The organism is Bradyrhizobium sp. 191 (assembly GCF_023100985.1).
Classification (GTDB): Bacteria; Pseudomonadota; Alphaproteobacteria; order Rhizobiales; family Xanthobacteraceae; genus Bradyrhizobium; species Bradyrhizobium diversitatis.
This window is the reverse complement of record NZ_CP064692.1, coordinates 2388944-2410824: the sequence shown is the minus strand read 5'-3', so window position 1 is coordinate 2410824 and position 21881 is coordinate 2388944. Positions and strand designations below refer to the sequence as shown.

General features: G+C 65.4%; 16 protein-coding genes and 1 pseudogene. 12 read left to right on the top strand and 5 right to left on the bottom strand.

All coding sequences use genetic code 11. The features are described 5' to 3' along the window. Nucleotides 1-70 precede the first annotated feature (70 nt). From IVB23_RS11145 to glyS, 4 genes are all read left to right on the top strand, one after another. Nucleotides 71-979 carry a S49 family peptidase gene (locus tag IVB23_RS11145; RefSeq protein WP_247803518.1) on the top strand — a complete coding sequence of 303 codons (909 nt, stop codon included), beginning with the start codon at nt 71-73 and terminating at the stop codon, nt 977-979. Nucleotides 980-1073: 94 nt separating this feature from the next. Next, on the top strand, nt 1074-1265 hold the full coding sequence (locus IVB23_RS11140; RefSeq protein ID WP_061878481.1) for a hypothetical protein: 192 nt from the start codon (nt 1074-1076) through the stop codon (nt 1263-1265). Between the two features lie 197 nt (nt 1266-1462). Next, nucleotides 1463-2398, top strand: a complete 936-nt coding sequence (locus IVB23_RS11135; RefSeq protein WP_247803517.1) for a glycine--tRNA ligase subunit alpha — start codon at nt 1463-1465, stop codon at nt 2396-2398. Continuing rightward, nucleotides 2398-4497, top strand: coding sequence for a glycine--tRNA ligase subunit beta (gene glyS, locus IVB23_RS11130; protein WP_247803516.1), 2100 nt, complete (start codon nt 2398-2400; stop codon nt 4495-4497). Before IVB23_RS11135 ends, glyS begins: the two co-directional genes overlap by 1 nt. A 288-nt stretch (nt 4498-4785) precedes the next feature. Here the strand turns inward: glyS and IVB23_RS11125 are convergent, their stop codons facing one another. Beyond that, entirely contained in the window at nt 4786-5139 is a 354-nt protein-coding gene (locus IVB23_RS11125) for a DUF1236 domain-containing protein (RefSeq protein WP_061878711.1), read from the bottom strand. Nucleotides 5140-5364: 225 nt separating this feature from the next. Here IVB23_RS11125 and IVB23_RS11120 point away from each other — a divergent pair, with 225 nt between their 5' ends. Next, on the top strand, nt 5365-5520 hold the full coding sequence (locus IVB23_RS11120; protein WP_008562090.1) for a DUF3096 domain-containing protein: 156 nt from the start codon (nt 5365-5367) through the stop codon (nt 5518-5520). Nucleotides 5521-5615: 95 nt separating this feature from the next. Continuing rightward, nucleotides 5616-8543 (top strand): pyruvate, phosphate dikinase, encoded by a 2928-nt coding sequence (gene ppdK, locus IVB23_RS11115; protein WP_247803515.1) that lies wholly within the window; start codon nt 5616-5618, stop codon nt 8541-8543. 174 nt (nt 8544-8717) lie between these two features. On the opposite strand, the gene IVB23_RS11110 is transcribed toward ppdK, so the two are convergent. Further along, nucleotides 8718-9989: an IS110 family transposase gene (locus IVB23_RS11110; protein ID WP_247799878.1), complete on the bottom strand. Its 1272-nt coding sequence runs from the start codon at nt 9987-9989 to the stop codon at nt 8718-8720. Between the two features lie 775 nt (nt 9990-10764). On the opposite strand from IVB23_RS11110, the pseudogene IVB23_RS11105 reads away from it, so the two are divergent. Beyond that, nucleotides 10765-12212: pseudogene (locus IVB23_RS11105) on the top strand (cell wall hydrolase). Nucleotides 12213-12397: 185 nt separating this feature from the next. Here IVB23_RS11105 and nadC read toward each other — a convergent pair. The 3 genes from nadC to nadA all read right to left on the bottom strand — a co-directional run bounded on the left by nadC (nt 12398) and on the right by nadA (nt 16193). After that, on the bottom strand, nt 12398-13276 hold the full coding sequence (nadC, locus tag IVB23_RS11100; protein WP_247803514.1) for a carboxylating nicotinate-nucleotide diphosphorylase: 879 nt from the start codon (nt 13274-13276) through the stop codon (nt 12398-12400). A 10-nt stretch (nt 13277-13286) separates the two neighbouring features. After that, nucleotides 13287-14894 carry an L-aspartate oxidase gene (locus tag IVB23_RS11095; RefSeq protein WP_247803513.1) on the bottom strand — a complete coding sequence of 536 codons (1608 nt, stop codon included), beginning with the start codon at nt 14892-14894 and terminating at the stop codon, nt 13287-13289. Between the two features lie 192 nt (nt 14895-15086). Continuing rightward, a complete protein-coding gene (gene nadA, locus IVB23_RS11090; RefSeq protein WP_247803512.1) occupies nt 15087-16193 on the bottom strand; it encodes a quinolinate synthase NadA in 1107 nt (368 codons plus the stop codon). Nucleotides 16194-16548: 355 nt separating this feature from the next. Here nadA and IVB23_RS11085 point away from each other — a divergent pair, with 355 nt between their 5' ends. The 5 genes from IVB23_RS11085 (at nt 16549) to IVB23_RS11065 (ending at nt 21879) form a co-directional block, all read left to right on the top strand. Continuing rightward, the gene (locus IVB23_RS11085) at nt 16549-17802 is read left to right on the top strand and encodes an MFS transporter (protein ID WP_247803511.1); all 1254 of its coding nucleotides are present in this window, start codon (nt 16549-16551) and stop codon (nt 17800-17802) included. Between the two features lie 40 nt (nt 17803-17842). Then, entirely contained in the window at nt 17843-18829 is a 987-nt protein-coding gene (locus IVB23_RS11080; protein WP_247803510.1) for an MDR family oxidoreductase, read from the top strand. A gap of 115 nt (nt 18830-18944) precedes the next feature. Further along, complete coding sequence (locus tag IVB23_RS11075; protein ID WP_061878471.1) at nt 18945-19544, top strand: hypothetical protein; 600 nt, start codon at nt 18945-18947, stop codon at nt 19542-19544. Between the two features lie 160 nt (nt 19545-19704). Beyond that, nucleotides 19705-19950 carry a hypothetical protein gene (locus IVB23_RS11070; protein WP_247803509.1) on the top strand — a complete coding sequence of 82 codons (246 nt, stop codon included), beginning with the start codon at nt 19705-19707 and terminating at the stop codon, nt 19948-19950. A gap of 240 nt (nt 19951-20190) precedes the next feature. Beyond that, nucleotides 20191-21879: a methyl-accepting chemotaxis protein gene (locus IVB23_RS11065; RefSeq protein ID WP_247803508.1), complete on the top strand. Its 1689-nt coding sequence runs from the start codon at nt 20191-20193 to the stop codon at nt 21877-21879. Nucleotides 21880-21881 lie beyond the last annotated feature (2 nt).

Below are 21881 nucleotides of genomic sequence, written 5' to 3'. Positions count from 1 at the left end.
CTGCAAAGCACGTTCCGGGCACTTCCAATGACAGTCGCGTGATAAGAAATGGTTAATCAGAGGTAACGGCATGGCCGAACAATTGAACGATCGTGAGAGTTCCGGCCTGGCCGACAAGCTCATGCAATATCTGCCGGCGCGATTTCGGCCGGGTACCCCGGTCGTGCCGGTGGTGCGGCTGTCAGGAGTGATCGGTGCGGTGACGCCGCTGCGCCCGGGGTTGACGCTTGCCGGCATCGCGCGGGTGCTCGAGCGCGCGTTTTCGTATCGGCACGCCAAGGCCGTGGCGCTGGTGATCAATTCTCCCGGCGGCTCGCCGGTGCAGTCGCGTCAGATCTACGTGCGCATCAAGCAACTTGCGGCGGAGAAGAAGCTGCCGGTGCTCGTGTTCGTCGAGGACGTCGCAGCGTCCGGTGGCTACATGATCGCCTGCGCCGGCGACGAGATCATCTGCGATCCGTCCTCGATCCTCGGCTCGATCGGCGTGGTCGGCGGCAGTTTTGGCTTTCAGGAGGCGATCAGGCGGCTCGGCATCGAGCGGCGCCTCTATACGGCCGGCGAACACAAGGCGATGCTCGACCCGTTCCTTCCCGAAAACCCCGACGACGTCGCCAAGCTGAAGGCGATCCAGCGCGAGATCCACCGGATCTTCATCTCGCTGGTCAAGGACAGCCGCGGCGCACGGTTGAAGGGAGCGGACGAGACCCTGTTCACGGGCGAATACTGGGCTGGCGACAGTGCCATCGCGCTGGGGCTCGCCGACGGCATCGGCGATCTCCGCTCAACTCTTCGTGCCCGCTATGGCGAGAAGGTTCTCACCCCCGTGATCGCGCAGCCGACCGGGCTGCTCTCCGGCCTTTTGGGGCGGAAATCGCCCGGCGCGGGGCAGCTTTCAGCCCTGGAATTAATGGCCGGCTTGCCGGACGAGCTGATCTCGGCGGTCGAGACACGGGCGATCTGGGCGAAATTCGGGTTCTAGGCAGCGCCATTTGGCCCGGGCCGCGCCAATTGCGGCGCTGGCCCATCTGCGCAACAATGCAGGTGGGGGCTGAGCACTAGACGAGGATCGACCGATGCCGCCGTTCGTCGCTTTCGCGGGCGTCCTGGGCGGGCTTGCCGTGGTCCGCTGGGCCTACAAGACCGCTGTCCGGATCAACCAGGAGTTGGAGGAGATGCGCCTGTCGCGCGTCACTGAAGCCGCCCGCATGGGGGATATCCAGACGCTGAAGCGTGACCCCGTGACCGGAGCTTATCGTCCGGGTTAGTCGCCACAAACGTCATGCCCGGGCTTGTCCCGGGCATCCACGTTCTTCGTGCCGCGACCAAGGTCGTGGATGGCCGGGACAAGCCCGGCCATGACGGAGTACAGGGCCATTTCCGGCCCCCTTCGCCTTGATTCCCACCCCCGCCGTCGATACGGTCCCGCGCGATTCAAAACCCCCCGCGAGAGCCCGATCTGACGATGGACGCCTCATTGCCCGCCCATATGCGCCCGGAACGCTCGTTCCAGGGCTTCATCCTCGCGCTCCAGCGGTTCTGGGCCGAGCAGGGCTGCGTGATCCTGCAGCCCTACGACATGGAGATGGGCGCGGGCACCTTCCATCCGGCGACCACCCTGCGCGCGCTCGGGCCAAAGCCCTGGAACGCCGCCTATGTGCAGCCCTCGCGCCGGCCCAAGGACGGTCGTTACGGCGAGAATCCGAACCGGATGCAGCACTACTACCAGTTCCAGGTGATCATGAAGCCGTCGCCGCCGAATCTTCAGGATCTGTACCTGAAGTCGCTTGCCGCGATCGGCATCGATTCCGCCGTGCACGACATCCGCTTCGTCGAGGACGATTGGGAGAGTCCGACGCTCGGTGCCTGGGGTTTGGGCTGGGAGTGCTGGTGCGACGGCATGGAGGTCAGCCAGTTCACTTACTTCCAGCAGGTCGCGGGATTCGAATGCGCGCCGGTCGCGGGCGAGCTCACCTACGGGCTCGAGCGCCTCGCGATGTATGTGCAGGGCGTCGACCGCGTCTACGACCTCAACTTCAACGGCCGCGAGGGTGACGCCAAGGTCACCTACGGTGACGTCTTCCTGCAGGCCGAGCGGGAATACTCGAAGCACAATTTCGAAGTCGCCGACACCGCGATGCTGTTCGAGCAGTTCAAGATGGCCGAAGCGGCGGGCCGGAAATATCTCGATGCCGGCTGGAAAGACGGCAAGCGCGAGGCGCATCTGATGGCGCTGCCGGCTTACGACCAGTGCATCAAGGCGAGCCACGTCTTCAACCTGCTTGATGCGCGCGGCGTGATCTCCGTGACCGAGCGGCAGAGCTACATTCTCCGGGTGCGCGAACTGGCAAAAGCCTGCGGCGAGGCCTGGATCCATACTGAAGCGGGCGGAGCGGCCTGATGCCCGATCTTTTGCTTGAATTGTTCTCGGAAGAAATCCCCGCGCGCATGCAAGGCAAGGCGGCGGACGATCTGCGCCGCCTCGTCACCGACAAGCTCGTCGCCGAAGGCCTGGTTTATGAGGGCGCGAAAGCGTTCGCGACGCCGCGCCGCCTCGCGCTCACCGTGCACGGAATCCCTGCGCGCCAGCCCGACCTCAAGACCGAACGCCGCGGCCCCAAAATCGGCGCGCCCGATGCGGCCGTGCAGGGCTTCCTGAAGGCGACAGGATTGAAGTCGCTGGACGAGGCCAAGATCCAGCGCGACCCCAAGGGCGATTTCTACATCGGCTTGATCGAGAAGCCCGGCCGCGATGCGATCGACGTGCTCGCGGAGATCCTGCCTGTGATCATCCGCACCTTCCCCTGGCCGAAATCGATGCGCTGGGGCGCGCGTTCCGGAAAACCCGGCTCGCTGAACTGGGTGCGCCCACTGCACGCGATCACCGCGACGTTCGGGCTCGAGACCGAAGAGCCCGATGTCGTGAAATTCTCGGTGGACGGCATCGAGGCCGGCCAGACCACTTACGGCCACCGCTTCCTTGCGCCCGCGGCTATTTCCGTGCGCCGCTTCGAGGACTACGAAGCAAAATTGCTCGACGCCAAGGTCGTGCTCGACCCCGAGCGCCGCAAGGACGCGATCCTCACCGACGCCAAGCAGTTGGCCTTCGCGCAGGGCTTCGAGCTGGTTGAGGACCAGAACCTGCTCGACGAGGTTGCCGGCCTCGTCGAATGGCCGGTCGTGCTGATGGGCTCGTTCGAGCCGGAGTTCCTGGCGACGCCCGCGGAAGTGATCCGCGCCACCATCCGCAACAACCAGAAATGCTTCGTGGTGCGCGACCCCAAGACGGGCAAGCTTGCCAACAAGTTCATCCTGGTCGCCAACATCGAGGCGACCGATGGTGGTGCGACCATCATCGCCGGCAATGAGCGCGTCATCCGCGCGCGGTTGAGCGATGCGAAGTTCTTCTACGAGACCGATCTGAAGACCAAGCTCGAGGACCGGCTGCCGAAGTTCGATCAGATCGTGTTCCACGAGAAGCTCGGCACCCAGGCCGAACGCATCAAGCGCATCGAGCGCCTTGCCGCGGAGATCGCGCCGCTGGTCGGCGCCGACGTCGCCAAGGTGACACGCGCCGCGCATCTTGCGAAGGCGGATTTGCTGACGGAGGTCGTCGGTGAATTCCCCGAGGTGCAGGGCCTGATGGGCAAGTACTACGCTCTGGCCCAGGGCGAGGACGCTTCCGTCGCCGCGGCCTGCGAAGAGCACTACAAGCCGCAGGGGCCGGCCGATCGCGTACCGACCGATCCGGTGAGCGTCGCGGTGGCGCTCGCCGATAAAATCGATACGCTCGTCGGCTTCTGGGCCATCGACGAAAAGCCGACGGGCAGCAAGGACCCCTATGCTCTGCGGAGAGCGGCATTGGGCGTAATCAGGCTGATTGCCGAGAATGCGCTTCGTCTGTCGTTGATGAAGGTGGCGGCGTCTGCGCTCGCCGGCTTGTCGGTGAAGCCTACCGATGCGCAGAAGCTTCCGAGCGACCTGCTCGCCTTCTTCGCCGACCGTCTCAAGGTCCAGCTTCGCGAGCAGGGCGCACGGCACGATCTCGTCGACGCCGTGTTCGCGCTCGGCGGCCAGGACGATCTCCTCATGATCGTCCGCCGCGTCGAGGCGCTCGGTAAGTTCCTCGATAGCGACGACGGCAAGAACCTGCTGGCCGGCACCAAGCGCGCCAGCAACATCCTCTCGATCGAGGAGAAGAAGGACAAGCGCAGCTTCGACGGTGCGCCGGATGCCGCGCTCTACAGCCTCGACGAGGAGAAGGCGCTGGCGAAAGCGATCGGCGAGGTCAAGGCGGAAGCCAGCGCTGCGGTGGCCAAAAAGGACTTTGCCGCCGCCATGAGCGCGATGGCGAAGTTGCGCCCGCCGGTCGACGCCTTCTTCGACAAGGTTCGCGTCAACGACGACGATGCGAAGGTGCGCGAGAACCGCCTGAAGCTGCTCAACGAGATCCGCAGCGCCACGCGCGCGGTGGCGGATTTCTCGAAGATCCAGGATTGAGGCGCGGATATTGTCGCTTTCGTGCCCCGGACGCAGCGCAGCGCTTCTTCAGCGATGCGCTGCAGAGCCGGGGCCCATGCCGGTCGAGCGCGCGGAGATTCTGGGTCCCGGCTCTGCGTCGCAACGCTTGCGCGTTGCGCCTTGTCCGGGACACAGGAGTGACAGAGCGCGTAAAAAAAGTGCCCCACCCGGCGGGGGGAGGACCGGGCAGGGCCTGATGTCCGCATTAAACTGCTCGCGCCAGCCTGATATGGCGCGCCGGACATCTAGTCGATCTCGGTCAGTCGATCAGTCCAGCACCTCGACGATGCGGCGCGAGCGCGGCTCGACCAGCACGGTCTCGCCGTTCACGACGGTGTAGCGATAGGTGGTGGCGCCGAAACGTTGCGGCACGTCATAATAAGTGACGCCGCTTTCGGGTAAGGTGGCGCCGACCACCACGCGATCCGGAATCCTGAAGGGCGGCACACGTTGCTCGACGACATATTCGCGGAAGGCCGGCCGCTGCTCGACCGCGATGGTCGGGGCGCTGTCGACCACGGCCGGGGCGCGTCCCACCGTGACACCGCTTTGCGCCTGCGCCGCAAGGGGCGAGCCGGTCGCGGCCGCGAGCGCTGCAAGAGCAAGAATCCTGTTCCGCATGGACAACTCCTTCGACGTGTTTTTTCGGACGCGCCAGTGGCGCGACCGGTTGCCAATGCGTGCCTCATGGCAATGTTCCGGGAAAAGGCCTGCCGCATTCGCGGCAATTTCGGGCAGTTTTCGCGAAGGGCGGAACTCGCGGTGCGTTCTGCGCATCTCTACTCCCGGAACCGGGCCGGCTATGATCCGCGCGCGATTCGTCCCACCTCCACAGAAAGATAGTTCATGCACATCACCGTCGCCCACATTTCGCCGATCCTGTCGTTGATTGCGGGCGTGCTCATCCTGATCATGCCGCGACTCCTCAACCTCATCGTCGCGATCTTCCTCATCGTCAACGGCGCGATCGGGCTCGGGCTCCTGAAGTGGCTCCGCTTCTAGGCGTCACTTTTCGGAACTGTCCGACTTGCGCGGGCCCGCCCAAAGTGGTGTAAGGCCCGCGATTTCCCATTCCTCTCGCAGGTTGTGTGCAAGCTATGGCCAAAGCCGCCTCGAAGCCCAAGAAAATCCCAGCGAAAATGCCAGCGAAATCAAAGTCCTCTGCCGTCGCGAAAGCCGCGCCGCCGGCCCGCAAGACGCTGGCCAAGAGCGCGCCGAAGCCGGTCGCCAAATCTGCTGCAAAGCCGGCGGCAAAGGCCGTGACCAAGGCGGCTCTGCCGAAGGTCGCCGCGAAGCCCGCACCGAAGAAGGCTGCGCCCGCCAAGGCGGCGCCAGCCGCGGCCAAGGCCGGCAAATGGGTGTTCACATTCGGTGACGGCAAGGCCGAGGGCCGCTCGGAAATGCGCGACCTGCTCGGCGGCAAGGGCGCCAACCTCGCCGAAATGGCCAATCTCGGCCTGCCGGTGCCTCCCGGCTTCACCATCCCGACCTCGGTCTGCACCTACTTTTACGCACACGACAAGACCTACCCGAAGGAGTTGCAGTCGCAGGTTGAGAAGGCGCTGGACTATGTCGGCAAGTTGACCGGCAAGATCTTCGGCGATGCCAAGAACCCGCTGCTCGTCTCGGTGCGCTCCGGCGCGCGCGCCTCGATGCCGGGCATGATGGACACCGTGCTCAATCTCGGCCTCAACGACCAGACCGTGGAAGCGCTGGCCGAATTGTCGGGCGACCGCCGCTTCGCCTTTGACAGCTACCGCCGCTTCATCACCATGTATTCCGACGTGGTGCTCGGCTTCGAGCACCATCACTTCGAGGAAATCCTCGACACCTTCAAGGACACGCAGGGCTACACGCTCGACACCGACCTGTCCGCCGACGACTGGGTCGAACTGGTCGGCAAGTACAAGGACGCAGTCGCGCGCGAGACCGGCAAGGAGTTCCCGCAGGATCCGCACGACCAGCTCTGGGGCGCGATCGGCGCGGTGTTTTCCTCCTGGATGAACGCGCGCGCGGTGACCTACCGCAAGCTGCACGACATTCCGGAATCCTGGGGCACCGCGGTCAACGTGCAGGCCATGGTGTTCGGCAACATGGGCGAGACCTCGGCGACCGGCGTTGCCTTCACCCGCAATCCCTCGACCGGCGAGAGCAAGCTCTACGGCGAGTTCCTGATCAACGCACAGGGCGAGGACGTGGTGGCGGGCATCCGCACGCCGCAGGACATCACCGAGGAGGCGCGGAAGGAGTCGGGCTCCGACAAGGCGTCGATGGAATCGGCGATGCCGGAGGCCTTCAAGGAGCTGACGCGAATCTACACGCTGCTCGAGAAGCACTACCGCGACATGCAGGACATGGAGTTCACGGTCGAGCAGGGCAAGCTCTGGATGCTCCAGACCCGCGGCGGCAAGCGCACTGCGAAAGCGGCGCTGCGCATCGCGGTCGAGCTTGCCAATGAAGGCCTGATCTCGAAGAAGGAAGCGGTGACGCGGATCGATCCGGCCTCGCTCGATCAGCTCTTGCATCCGACCATCGATCCCACCGCCAAGCGCGACGTGATCGCCACCGGCCTGCCGGCATCCCCGGGTGCTGCCTCCGGCGAGATCGTGTTCTCCTCGGATGAAGCGGCCAAGCTTCAGGCCGACGGGCGCAAGGTGATCCTGGTCCGCATCGAGACCAGCCCGGAAGACATCCACGGCATGCATGCTGCCGAAGGCATCCTGACCACCCGCGGCGGCATGACCTCGCATGCGGCGGTGGTCGCGCGCGGCATGGGCAAGCCCTGCGTCTCCGGCTGCGGCACCATCCGCGTCGATTACGGCCGCGGCACCATGAGCATCGGCTCGCGCACCTTCAAGACCGGCGACGTCATCACCATCGACGGCTCGCTCGGCCAGGTGCTCGCCGGTCGCATGCCGATGATCGAGCCGGAGCTGTCCGGCGAGTTCGGCACGCTGATGAACTGGGCCGACCAGGTCCGCAAGATCGGCGTGCGCGTCAATGCCGATACGCCCGACGACGCGCGCACCGCGATCAAGTTCGGCGCGGAAGGCATCGGCCTGTGCCGCACCGAGCATATGTTCTTCGAGGAGACGCGCATCCGCACGGTGCGCGAGATGATCCTCTCCGAGGACGAGCAGTCGCGCCGTGCCGCGCTCGCAAAGCTGCTGCCGATGCAGCGCGCCGACTTCGTCGAACTGTTCGAGATCATGAAGGGCCTGCCCGTCACGATCCGGCTGCTCGACCCGCCGCTGCACGAGTTCCTGCCGCACACTCATGCCGAGGTCGAGGAAGTGGCGCGCGCCATGAACACCGACCCGCGGCGCCTCGCCGACCGCGCGCGCGAACTCTCGGAGTTCAACCCGATGCTTGGCTTCCGCGGCTGCCGCATCGCGATCGCCTATCCGGAGATCGCGGAGATGCAGGCCCGCGCGATCTTCGAGGCGGCGGTCGAGGCGCAGAAGCGCACCGGCAAGGCCGTCGGCCTCGAGGTGATGGTGCCGCTGATCGCGACCAAGGCCGAGCTGGATCTCGTCAAGGCGCGCATCGATGCCACCGCACAGTCCGTGATGCGCGACACCAACACCAAGCTGGCTTATCAGGTCGGTACCATGATCGAGTTGCCGCGCGCCTGCCTGCTTGCGGCCGAGATCGCCGAGAGCGCCGAATTCTTCTCGTTCGGCACCAACGACCTGACGCAGACGACCTATGGCATCAGCCGCGACGATGCGGCGAGCTTCCTCGGTCCCTACGTCGCGAAGGGCATCCTCTCGGTCGATCCCTTCATCTCCCTGGATCAGGAAGGCGTCGGCGAGCTCGTCAAGATCGGCGTCGCGCGCGGCCGCAAGACCCGTGCCTCGCTCAAGGTCGGCATCTGCGGCGAGCACGGCGGCGATCCCGCCTCCGTCGCCTTCTGTCACCACATCGGTCTCAACTACGTCTCCTGCTCGCCCTACCGCGTGCCGATCGCGCGGCTTGCAGCAGCGCAAGCCGCGCTCGGCAAGGCCGTCGCGAGCCAGGCGTAAGCAGAAGCGCAGATTTGAGTTGAGAGAGGCGGGGCCAAGACCCCGCCTCTTTCATTTTTGGCGCCGTTCTCGCCACGCCGTCATTGCGAGCGCAGCGAAGCAATCCGGAGTCTTTCAGCGGAGGGATTCTGGATTGCTTCGCTGCGCTAGGAAGAAACTGCTGGTTGTTTAGGGTCAGGCCGCCTCCGCGATGTGCTGGAGTTGGACGGTGAAGCCGAGCTTTTTGAGGCGCGCGACCAAGCGGCTTGCCTTGACCTCGGTGGGCCGACGGTCGAAGTAGGCGGCGCCGAGGTCGTGGTGCTCGGTGCCGTTTTTGAGGATGTGGTAGATGGCGGTGAGGAGCGAGGCGGCGACAGCGCAGATGGCTTTTTGAGGTCCGCGTCTGGCCTGCAAGCGGAAGAACTGCGCTCGGTAGTAACTGTTCTTTGAGCGCTTGGCGGCCCAAGCACATTGAACGAGCATCGTCTTGAGCCACGGCGCCCCCTTGCGCAGGCGCGAGGACTTGCGCTTGCCGGCGCTCTCGTTCTGCCCGGGGCACAGGCCGGCCCAGGCAACGAGATGGCCGGCAGTCTCGAAGCGGCTCATATCGGCGCCGATCTCGGATAAAATTGCCGGCGCTGCCACCGCGCTGATCCCGGGGACCGTGGTCAACAATCCGATCAAGTGGCGAAAGGGGATCTTGCCACCGCCTGCCTCCGCTTCCATGCCCTCGATCCGCTGAGCGATTTCGACATCAAGCTTGCGGATCGTCTCATCCAGACCATCGCGTTGCTTCAGGTGAAGCGCGAGCAGAAAGCGATGGTGATCCGTCAGGCGCCCGTGCAACGCATCGTAAAGCTCCTTCGGCGACGCCTTGAGCTGCTTGCCGGCAAGCTCGGCCAGCTTGTTCGGCTGCCGGACGCCGTCGATCATCGCCTGGATGATCCGCCGGCCGCTCGCGCCCATGATGTCGGAGATCACCGAGCCGAGCTTGATGTTGGCTTCCGCCAGCGTCTTGTCGATCCGCTGCACGTGCCGCGCCTGCTCGCGCACCAGTTGCTTGCGCGTTCGCGTCAGCGCGCGCAGCTCCTGTACCTTCTCCTCGGGAATGAAGCTGCCTTTGATCAGCCCGCAGGCCAACAGATCGGCGATCCACATCGCATCGTTCATGTCGGTCTTGCGTCCCGGCACATTCTTGATATGCGCCGCATTGGCGACGATCAATTCAAAGGCGCCTTCGCCCAGGATCCGGAACACCGGCATCCAGTAGACGCCCGTCGCCTCCACCGCCACATGCGTGCACCGGCTTTCTTCCAGCCACCTTCTCAGCTCCACGAGCGGGTCCGTCGTGGCCGCAAAAGTCCGGCACTCCCGCTGCGCCTTGCCATCGACCATGATCCGCACGCAGGCCACGACCGTGTCCCTGTGTACATCCAGCCCCGCCACCCGCTCATACAAAATATCCATGCTCCTCTCCTCAACAGTTAGCGCCGGCGGCATAGGCGCCTGTCAGAAAAGAATGCTAGGAAGCGTGCTCGAGGGCCATGCAGCCCCTCCGCGCCAGTGTGGGTTATCCAGGCAACCCGGGTCCAACTCGCAACCGGGCTCTCGCGCACCAGAGAGTAATCGACCTCTTTGCCGACGGCCTCTCAAAATACCGCATTTGCCCACGCTCCGACAGTTTCATCCAGCGCGCGTCGGCTCCTCAATGCCGGTCCCAACTCGCAATGACGAGTTCGTGGGACGTGCTCGCCACACACTCCGCTGTCATCGCGCAGCTTGCCGCCTTCGCTGAAGCTTCGGCGAGCCGAGCGCACCTGCAGGCCTCGGCGTAGCCTTGGCGGAGCCGGGACCGGGCGATCCAGTACGCCGAGACGGTAGTGATTGAATCGAGACGCGGCGGCGTACTGGATTCCCCGCCTTCGCGGGGAGTGACACCGGTGCTGAGGAAGCGCTTTGCGCGAACCCAGCACCGGGAACTCATCACGCGTCCCGTAATGATACGCATGCGCAAGAGTTCCTTCACCATGCGCATTGACCGGACGTTTACCGCTTCCCGTGAGGCCGCATTTACCAATGCGCGACGTCGCCCCGTGAAAACATCTGTGTTCGCTTGAGTGTGCCGTATGCGCAACGCGGATTAACGCCCCGGCAACCTAAATTGGATACTTACGATAAAGATCGAATTGCACGGATGTACTGAGTTCGATCAGACGAGCGTAAGCGTAGCGTGAGCGTATCGATGTCAGTGTTGCGTAACCATCCGAAGGGCGCGCGGTTCGCGTCCTTCGGCATCGGTCTCTGCATCTTCGCATTGATGCCGAGAGAGACCGGCTATCAGGACATTGCCTCCCTGCTGGCGCGCCAGCCCGGCGTCGCCGAGCGTTGGCAGAAGCAGGTGTTTTCCGCTGCGTCCTCGATCCAGCTTGCGACCTACAGCTTCTCGCGGCCGATCGGCACCTCCGCTCCGCAGAGCGCGATGGTTCGGCTCGCGAGCCTCGACGGCCGCGACGTCACCGGCGCGATCAGCCGCAATCCTGCGCTTCAGGCGCCGCCGCGCTATCAGGCCTCCGACTTTCCCAAAGTCGATCGCTCCCTGAAGGGTGACCGCCTCGCAACCGTCGTGCCGACGCAGGCCCCCGAGACGGTCGCACCGGCGGCAGAGCCGGCACAGGAAGATCCCGCGACGTCGAACCGCTCGGTGTTCGGCGCCAAGACCGCCGAGTTGCCGCAGGCGATGTCGCCGGAATCCGCGGCCGTGCTCGATCCCGAACTCCAGGAGGCGTTGCGCGCGCCGCCGCTGCCGCAATATTCCAATCCGCCGCAGGCCAGCGACGCTGCGCGCGCGCTCGCGACCGCGCCGCTGGAGGCGTTGAAGCGGGCTCCCGCCGCGCCGGTACCGGCGCGCGATCCCTTCGCCGTCAAGACCTCGAGCCTGTTCTTCGGCAGCTCATCGCTCGGAGGCAATCTCGAGCCCATCGAGAGCTGGCAGCCGGGCGCCGAGCCGCTGATCGTGATGCCCGATCCCGACATGAAGGTGACGGCTTCGCTGTCGCCGCCATCGGTGGAGATTTCCAGGGAGATCGAAGGCGGCGAGAGCGTTGCGCCGAAGGGCGAGGTCAATGCCGACAACCAGCGCGCCAGATCACCGGCGGAGCGGCTCGCGCTCGACGACAAGTCGCGCGCGAAATCGGAGAAATGCCTCGCCGAGGCCGTCTATTTCGAATCCCGTGGCGAGGCCGTGCGCGGCCAGATGGCGGTGGCGCAGGTGGTGATGAACCGCGTGTTCTCCGGCAAATATCCCGAAACCGTGTGCGGCGTGGTCTACCAGAACAAGTACCGCCATTTCGCCTGCCAGTTCACCTTCGCCTGCGACAACAATCCGGACGTGATCCGCGAGCCTGAAATGTGGGAGCGCGCCAAGAAAATCTCCAAGGCGATGCTCGACGGCCAGATCTGGCTGCCCGAGGTCGGCAAGTCCACGCACTACCACGCCTATTGGGTCCGCCCGTCCTGGGTCGCCGAGATGAAGAAGCTGTACAAGACCGGCGTGCACACCTTCTATCGGCCGCGCAGCTGGGCGACGGCAGCGAGGAGCCGAGCTGGGGCACCCCGGCCCAGACCGCCGCGCTGTCCGCCGAACTCGCGCAGGAGGCCAAGAGCTCGGCCGAGATGGGCGAGCGGCGGTAAGTTTTCTTACCTCTCCCCGCTTGCGCAACTACGCCCCCTCGCCCCGCTTGCGGGGAGAGGGTTGGGGTGAGGGGGACTCTCCGCGAAGACGGTGAGAGTTGGACTCGTGGAGACTCCCCCTCACCCGGAATTCGCGCTACGCGCGCATTCCGGCCTCTCCCCGCAAGCGGGGAGAGGCGAAGACATCACGCCTCGATATCCAGCGCACAGTCGAAGTTCGGCGCCGAATGCGTCAGCGCGCCCGCCGACGCATAATCGACACCGGTCGCCGCAATCGCGGCGATCGAATCCAGCGTGACGCCGCCGGACGCCTCCAGCTCAAGGCGGCCTTCGTTGATCCTGACGGCCTCGCGCAGCATCGCGAGGTCCATGTTGTCGAGTAGCACCGCGTCGGCCATCCCGCTGTCGAGCACTTCGCGCAGTTGCGCCAGCGTATCGACCTCGATCTCGATCTTGACGAGATGGCCCGCATGGGCACGGGCGCGCTCCAGCACCGGACGTATGCCGCCGGCCACCGCGATGTGGTTGTCCTTGATCAGGATGGCATCGTCGAGCCCGAAGCGATGATTGAAGCCGCCGCCGCAGCGCACCGCGTATTTCTCCAGCGCGCGCAGTCCCGGCGTGGTTTTTCGCGTGCAGCAGATGCGCATCTTCGTGACTTCGGTGCGCGCGACATAGTCCGCAGTGAGCGTGGCTATGCCCGACAGGCGGCCGACGAAGTTCAGGGCGGTTCGCTCGGCCGTGAGAATGGCGCGTGCGGGGCCCGAGATCGTCAGCACATGTTGGCCGCGGGCAACCCGCGCGGCGTCGCGGACATGTGCACGCAGCTCGATGTCAGGCGACAGCTTCTGCAGGGTCGCGAGCGCCAGCGGCAATCCGGCGATCACGCCGGACTGGCGCGCGACGAGGATCGCCTGCGCCCTCGTCGCTTCCGGGATCGTCGCAAGCGAGGTGATGTCGCCGGCGCGGCCGAGGTCCTCGTCGAGCGCGCGCTGCACGGCCTCGTCGATCGCGAGCGGAGAGAGAAAGGCGTCGGGATAGAGCAGTGAGGTCGGGGTGATCATGGGGCCTCCTTCAGGCGATCATGGATTGCGCGATGCGCGGCAGCGGACGCTCGTTCAAGCTCTCCGCGACCTCGCACATCGCGACGAGCGTGGTCATCGTTCTCCGGCCCGGCCCGGGAGCGTTAGCGGGATGATCGGAACGGAAATGCGCACCGCGGCTCTCGCGCCGCGTCCAGGCCGCTGCGGCGACGAAGAGGGCCGAAGTCGCCATGTTGCGAAGGGCGATGTCTCCGGCCTCGCGTTCGAGCATGGCGAAGTGGCGCACGGCGTCCGCAAGCCCGTCACTATCGCGGATCACGCCGACATGCGCGCCCATCATCGCGCGCAGCCGCTTCACCGCTACGGCATCCGGCGTGCCGGCGCGCGGCATCACCAACGCGTCGGGAAGGCGGCCGGTCGAGGGCACAGGGCGGCCGGCGATGTCGTCGGCAATGCGGGCGGCATAGACCACGGCCTCCAGCAGCGAGTTGGAGGCGAGCCGGTTGGCGCCATGCGCGCCGGTCGAGGACACTTCGCCACCGGCCCAGAGCCCGTCGATCGAGCTGCGTCCGCGCATGTCCACCGCGATGCCGCCCATGTGGTAGTGTGCGGCTGGCGCAATCGGAATCGGCTGCGCCGCGGGATCGATGCCGGCGGCGATGCAGCTCGCATGCACGGTCGGAAATTTCTCGGCGAACTGCGCGCCCAGCGCCTGCCGCGCATCGAGGAAGGCGCCGCGCCCGGCCGCGATCTCGGTGAAGACGCCGCGGGCCACGATGTCGCGTGGTGCAAGCTCGGCGAGCGGGTGGCGCGTCCTCATGAATCGTTCGCCGTTGCCGTTGATCAGCGTTGCGCCTTCGCCGCGCAGCGCTTCGGTCGCGAGCGGCGCCGGGTCGCGGCCGACCATGATGGCGGTGGGGTGGAACTGCACGAATTCAGGATCGGCGATCACGGCGCCGGCGCGGGCTGCGATGGCAAGGCCGGAGCCGCTGGCCTCGAGCGGGTTGGTGGTGACGCCATAGAGATGGCCGATTCCGCCGGTCGCAAGCACGATCGCGCGTGAAGCGAGCACGGCCGGCCGTGCAGCGGGATTGCCGACCTCGCGCAATTGAAGGCCGGTGACGGCGCCGTCCTCGGTGAATAGGGCTTCGGCGACAAAGCCTTCGATCAGGCGGATCGAGGGCGTGCGCCGTACGGCTTCGCTCAGCGCTGCGATGATCGCGGCGCCAGCACCGTCGCCGCGCACATGCACGATGCGCCGTGCGGAATGCGCAGCTTCCCGCCCCACGGCAAGCCTGCCTTCGAGATCGCGGTCGAACGGCACCCCGTAAGCGAGAAGGTCATGGATGCGCGGCGCCGCCTCGCGCGCGATGCCGAGTGCGACGGCTTCATCGACAAGGCCGCCGCCGACCGCGACGGTATCGGCGGCATGTGCCTCCGGCGTGTCGCCTTCGGCCACCGCCGCGGCGATGCCGCCTTGCGCCCATGCGGACGACGCGCCCTGTCCGAGCGGTGCCGCCGAGATCAGCGTTACCGGCCGCGGCGCAAGCTTCAGCGCGCAGAACAGTCCGGCAAGGCCGCCGCCGACGATGACGACGTCGTCGGTTGAGCGGGTGAGGTCGTGGATGGTGTTGATCATTGTCCTCTCCATTCACTCCGCCGTCGTCCCCGCGAAAGCAGGGACCCATACGCTGCGGCGGAAGATTGTTGCGCGAAGCTGCGCAACGCCGTTCTTCGCCAAACATCTGCCTGTGATTATGGGTCCCGGATCTGCGCGCGCTCGAGGCACGCTTGTCCGGGACGACAGCTGTGTTTGTTGCTGCGTCCCGTCCTAGTTCTTCAGGTTGATCATGCGCTCGACCGAGCGCCGCGCGCGTTCGGCGAGCGCGGGATCGATCGTCACCTCCTCGCGAAGCGTCAGCAGGCTCTCCAGGATGTTGGCGAGCGTGATGCGCTTCATGTGCGGGCAGAGATTGCAGGGCCGCAGCATCTCCACTTCGGGAAGCTCGGCCCGCACATTGTCGGCCATCGAGCATTCGGTGATCATGACGAGGCGCCGCGGCCGCTTCGCGCGCACCCAGTTGATCATGTGTGCGGTCGAACCGGTGAAATCGGCTTCCGCCAGCACGTCCGGCGGGCACTCCGGATGCGCGATGATCTGGACGGACGGATCGGCCTCGCGAAAGGTCCGCAGCTCCTCGCCCGTGAAGCGCTCATGTACCTCGCAGGCGCCCCTCCAGGCGATGATATTCACGTCGGTCTTCGAAGCCACATAAGTGGCGAGGTATCGGTCGGGCAGGAAGATCACGCTTCGAGCGCCCAGACTCTCGACCACCTGCACCGCGTTCGATGACGTGCAGCAGATGTCGACCTCCGCCTTCACCTCTGCCGAGGTGTTGACATAGGCAACGATGGGCACGCCAGGGAATCTTTCGCGGAGCAGCCGCACATCCGCGCCGGTGATGCTGGCGGCAAGCGAGCAGCCCGCGCGCGAATCCGGGATCAAAACGGTCTTGTCCGGATTGAGCAGCTTCGAGGTCTCCGCCATGAAGTGCACGCCGCACTGGACGATGATGCCTGCCTTCACCTTGGTGGCTTCGACCGCGAGCTGGAGCGAGTCGCCGCCGATATCGGCCACGCAATGGAAGATCTCCGGGGCCTGGTAGTTGTGGGCGAGGATCACCGCGCCCCGCGCGCGCTTCAACTCGTTGATCGCGTTGATGGTCGGTGCCATCAGCGGCCATTCGATCGGCGGGATCACGTGCTTCACGCGCTCGTAGAGCGGGGCGGTGGCGCGTTCGACCCCTGGCGTCCATTCCAGCGACGGCATTGGCCACGTCGGTCCCGCGGGCACCGGCGCGGCGCGGGGAGGGGTGGTGAGTTGGCCCTGCGGCCGGTTGGCAAAATCGTCGGGGCCGTAAATTCCAGTGATCGGCATCGAAGCCTCCCAAGCAGGTTATTATGCTCAATTTGAGAATATGTGGAGCCTGAGAAATCCGGCCGAGAGGGGCCGGTCAGAGCAGGCTGCCCTAAATATGCTCAATCTGAGTAAATCAAAGATAGCATGCTCCGATGGAGGCCGCTAGGTCCTGCCGCACACATTCCCGTCAGTTCACGGCTGACACGTCGGGGCGAGGCAGCATTGAAACGCAATGCTCCCGCGGCAGCTCCTCGTGGAATGCAACCGTCTTTGGCTTGGCAATCTTTTTGACTTGGGATTTGCATGCAGATGCATTAAACGGCTCTCCCGCGGCGGCTGATCGCGGATTCGCCAACGACAGACGAGGAAGACCATGTCGACACAGATCGGCGAGCTCGCTCCGGCCTCACGTTCCTCCAACTGGCGCACCCCGGCCGTCATCATTCTCTGCGGTTGTGCGATCGGCATGCTCGGCTTCGGTCCGCGCTCGGCGCTCGGCTTCTTCGTGCAGCCGATGAGTCACGAATTCAGCTGGGGCCGCGACGTGTTTGGCCTCGCGATTGCCGTGCAGAATCTGTTGTGGGGGCTGGGCCAGCCGCTCGCCGGCGCGGTCGCGGATCGCTTCGGCCTGTTCCGGGTGATGTGCGTCGGCGCTCTGCTCTATGCCGGCGGCCTGCTCTTGATGCGCTACTCCTCGACGCCGCTGTCGCTCGACATCGGCGCCGGCGTCATGATCGGCTTTGGTCTTGCAGGCTGCTCCTTCAATCTGGTGCTGTCGGCGTTCAGCAAGCTGTTGCCGGCCGAGAAACGTGGCCTTGCGCTCGGGGCCGGCACGGCGGCGGGGTCGTTCGGGCAGTTCCTGTTCGCACCGATTGGCGTCGCGTTGATCGATAATTTCGGCTGGCAGCAGGCGCTCTCCGTGTTCGGCTTCCTGATGCTGCTGATCATCCCGCTGTCGCTGGCGCTGTCGACGCCGCCTGTCGCAAGCACGGCCAACACGGCGCCTGCGGATGAGCAGACCTTCACCAGGGCGCTTGCGGAGGCCTTCGGCCACCGCTCCTACGTGCTCCTGGTGCTCGGCTTCTTCACCTGCGGCTTCCAGCTCGCCTTCATCACGGTGCATCTGCCGGCCTTCCTGGTCGATAGCGGCATCTCGACGCAAACCGGTGGCTGGGTGATCGCGGCGATCGGCCTGTTCAACATCATCGGTTCGCTCAGCGTCGGCTACCTCCAGAACTATCTGCCCAAGCGCTACATCCTCTCGACCATCTACTTCACCCGCGCGCTGGCGACCCTCGCCTTCATCGCGTTCCCGATCACCCCGTTCTCGGCGATCATGTTTGGCGCGATCTCCGGCCTGACCTGGCTGTCCACGGTGCCGCCGACCTCGGCGCTGGTGGCGCTGATGTTCGGCACCCGCTGGCTCGCGACGCTCTACGGCTTCGCCTTTGTCAGCCATCAGGTCGGCGGCTTCCTCGGCGTCTGGCTAGGGGGCATCGTATTCGAGCGGTTCGGTTCCTACACGCCGATCTGGTGGCTCTCGATCCTGTTCGGCGTGCTTTCCGCGCTGATCAATCTTCCGATTGTGGAGAAACCTGTCGAGCGGGCGGTTGCACAGCCTGCCTGATCGGCTAAACAATCCCTGAAACAAGTCAGGGAGTGAAGTCGTGGCCACATTCAAGGCGATCCGGATCGACAAGGCGGACAAGGGCACCACCGCCCAGCTCACGCAGTTCGACGAAGCCGAGCTGATGGACGGTGACGTCACCGTCCGTGTGGAGTGGTCGACGCTGAACTACAAGGACGGCCTTGCGCTCACAGGCAAGGCGCCGGTCGTGCGCCGCTTCCCGATGATCGCCGGCATCGACTTCGCCGGCACCGTCGAAGCCTCATCGCATCCCCAGTGGAAGGCGGGCGACAAGGTGGTCTGCACCGGATGGGGCATGGGCGAGACCCATCTCGGCGCCTATGCCGAGAAGGCGCGGGTGAAGGGCGACTGGCTGGTCGCCTTGCCGCATGGCCTGTCGGCGCGCGACGCCATGGCGATCGGCACCGCCGGCTTCACTGGGATGCTCGCAGTGCTGGCGCTCGAGAAGCACGGTCTCTCGCCGAAGAGCGGCCCGGTGGTGGTAACGGGGGCGGCCGGCGGAGTCGGTTCGGTTGCGATCGCCGTGCTCTCGAAGCTCGGCTATCACGTCATCGCCTCGACCGGCCGGGCCTCCGAGGCCGACTATCTGAAGCATCTGGGAGCAGCCGAGATCATCGACCGGGCCGAATTGTCGGCACCGGCAAAACCCCTCGCCAAGGAGCGCTGGGCTGGCGGCGTCGACAGCGTCGGCTCGACCACCCTCGCCAACCTGCTCTCGATGACGAAGTATGGCGGAGCGATCGCGGCTTGCGGTCTGGCCGCCGGCATGGACCTGCCGTCCTCGGTAGCGCCGTTTATTTTGCGCGGAGTGTGCCTTCTCGGCATCGATTCCGTGATGTGCCCGATCGAGCCCAGGAGAGCCGCCTGGCAGCGCCTGGCCTCCGATCTGGATCGAGAAAAACTCATTGAAATAACTAAAGAAATTCCGCTGGCCGAGGTTTCGGATTGGGGCGCGAAAATCCTGGCCGGTGAGGTCCGCGGCCGCGTCGTGGTAAAAATTGTCTAACGGCGTTCAGACTTTACCAACCAAGCTGCTCCAATGTTGCCTTGGTTCGTATGGTAAGCAGCGGGTAAAGATATAGAGGCATCGCCCGCTGCGGGGGTTGGGTTCGGAGTTGAGCATGCTTGCGCGTATTGTGTTGGGGGCTGTCACGGCGGCAGCAACGTTTGCGCCCGCTATTGCTGGAAGCATGAACGCCGACGAGGCGCGCCGCTTCGTAGCCGGCAAAGTGTTCGCCTTCACCTGCTTCGACGGCACCCGCGGCGCAGGCCGGATCCTCGACGATCTCGGCGCCGCCGGTGCGGTGCAGTTCTCGGGAGCAGGCCCGGTCCGTCATCTCCGCCTGCCCGGCAATACGCTCCAGATCCGCGGCCAGAACGTCTGTGCCTCGATCAAGGGCATCCCCTTCGAGCCCTGCTTCAACCTGGAAAAGACCGACGATCGCAGCTTCCGCGGCTCGGTGTCGGGCATGGGCTTCGCCTATTGCGACTTCCATCACCAGGGCGGCAACCAGATGCTGATGGCGCGCGCAGCGGCGCGGCCGCGCTCACTGAGAACCTCGGAGCGCACCGGCTCGATCGGCGCATCGAACACCGAAGTCGCCGCGCGCGTCGAGACCCCGCGTGTCGAGAGCAGCCGGCTCGAGCCGGCGAAGTCCGAAGCCAAGTCCGAGCCCGCGAAGAACGAGGGCCCGCTGGAGCTGCGCCGGTCGACCCAATGACTGGCCGCGCGGGACCATCCGCGCCTTTGTCGTCGAAGACGTCCATCGAACGTGAAGCCGCCGCGCCGTAGTCATACGGGCCGCGGCCTTCATGCGTTGGTAGCTGTTCGCGCCTCAATTTGCGTGCGGCCGGGGGGCGGTCCCACGCAAGGGCTCAACGATGTCGATCTATTTCTTTCGCATCAGCACCGGCCGCTATTCCGGCGCCGCCGACCAGCCGTACGAGTTCGAGGATCGCGTGGCGGCCTGGACCGAGATGACCGAGGTGTGCGCCAATCTGCTCGGCGGCATCGCGCGCAGCCTGAAGCCGCACGCCGAGTGGTGCATGGAACTGCTCGACGAGAACAAGAAGCCGGTCTTTCGCGTCAGCCTCGTCGGCGAGACGATCGGATGCAAAGCGTCCTAGCTCCGATCTCGAACTGCAATCCGTAACTTTGACGAGATCATTTCCTTCGCGCTCAATCATTAGCGCGAGCGAGCCGTAGTTTTACGTAGGTTCCTGTTAACGCCTGTTTGCGATTATGGGCGCAATCTCTCGGGACAAGAACCAGCCAGCATTGTTGAACTGACTTCCGCCCTGTCGTCCGTCGCGACGACTGCGGCGCAGGTCATTCGCGCGTTGCTGGCTACTATCGGGATTGTCGTGATGGCGAAATTGTCGATCGTATTCAAGCTGCTGACCGTGCTGTCGGTGCTCGTGCTCTCGCTCGCCGGCGTCGGCGTGATGGCGATCGGCACGATGCAGAACATCAACGCCCATACGGTCGAGATTGCGGAGAGCTGGCTGCCGAGCGTGCGTGCGCTCGGCTCGATGCGCGCCGACATCAACGAACTGCGCGTCGTCCTGCGACTACACCTGATGCAGGAGAGCATCGAAGGCAAAGACGCCGCCGAGAAGCGCATGGCTCCGCTACGCGAGCGCATCGAGAAGACGCGCAAGGTCTATGAAGGCCTGATCACCTTGCCGCAGGAACGCGCGATCTATCAGCAGTGGACCAAGGCCTGGGCCGAATACCTGAACGGCGTTCAGGAGACGATGGCGCTGTCGCGCAAGAGCACCGGCCGCTTCCCGACCGATGCCAACGAGCTGCTGCAGACCAAGGTCGCGAAGATGGCTCAGGCGGCCGATCCCCTGCTCCTGAAGAGCATCGAGCTCAACAACAGCGGCGCCGAGGCTGAAACGAAGCAGGCGGCCGACAGCTACGCCACCATCTTCCGCGTGCTCGTCGGCATCATCGTTGCAGCCGTCGCGATCGCGATCGCTGCCGCCTACTATCTCGTGCGCGACGTGTCTCGCGGCATAGCGTCGATCATCCGTCCGATGCAGTCGCTCGGCGAAGGCGATCTCTCGGCCGAGGTGCCGCATCGCGGCGAGAAGACGGAGATCGGCTCGATGGCGGATGCGCTCCAGATCTTCAAGGAGGCGCTGATCGCCAAGAAGGCCGCCGACGAGGCGGCGGCGCGCGACGCCGAGGCCAAGATCGAGCGTGGCCGCCGCGTCGATGCCATCACCCGCAATTTCGAGGTCATGATCGGCGAGGTCGTCGAGACCGTGTCATCGGCCTCGACCGAGCTCGAGGCCTCCGCGGCCACGCTGAGCGGCACGGCGCAGCGCGGCCAGGAACTCGCGACCGTCGTTGCGGCCGCCTCGGAGGAAGCTTCCACCAATGTCCAGGCGGTGGCGTCCGCCTCCGAGGAGCTGTCGTCCTCCATCACCGAGATCAGCCGCCGCGTGCAGGATTCGGCGCGGATGGCTGCGGAAGCCGTCGAGCAGGCGGCGCGGACCAACGAGCGCGTCAACGCGCTGTCGCAGGCGGCCTCCCGTATCGGCGACGTGGTCGAGCTCATCAACACCATCGCAGGCCAGACCAACCTCCTCGCACTGAACGCGACCATCGAAGCGGCGCGTGCCGGCGAGGCCGGCCGCGGCTTTGCCGTCGTCGCCTCCGAAGTCAAGGCACTTGCCGAGCAGACCGCGAAAGCGACCGGTGAAATCGGGGCGCAGGTTTCGGGCATCCAGGCCGCGACGCAGGAATCCGTCAGCGCCATCCAGGAGATCGGCGGCACCATCGAGCGGCTGTCGGAGGTATCCTCGGCCATCGCCGCCGCCGTCGAGGAGCAGGGCGCGGCCACGCAGGAGATCTCGCGCAACGTTCAACAGGCCTCGCTCGGCACCCAGGAGGTCTCGTCCAACATCACCAACGTGCAGCGCGGCGCGATCGAGACCGGCTCGGCCTCGGGCGAAGTGCTGTCGGCGGCGAAGTCGCTGGCGACCGACAGCACCCGCCTGAAGGTCGAAGTCGCGCAGTTCCTGGAATCGGTCCGCGTGGCCTGACC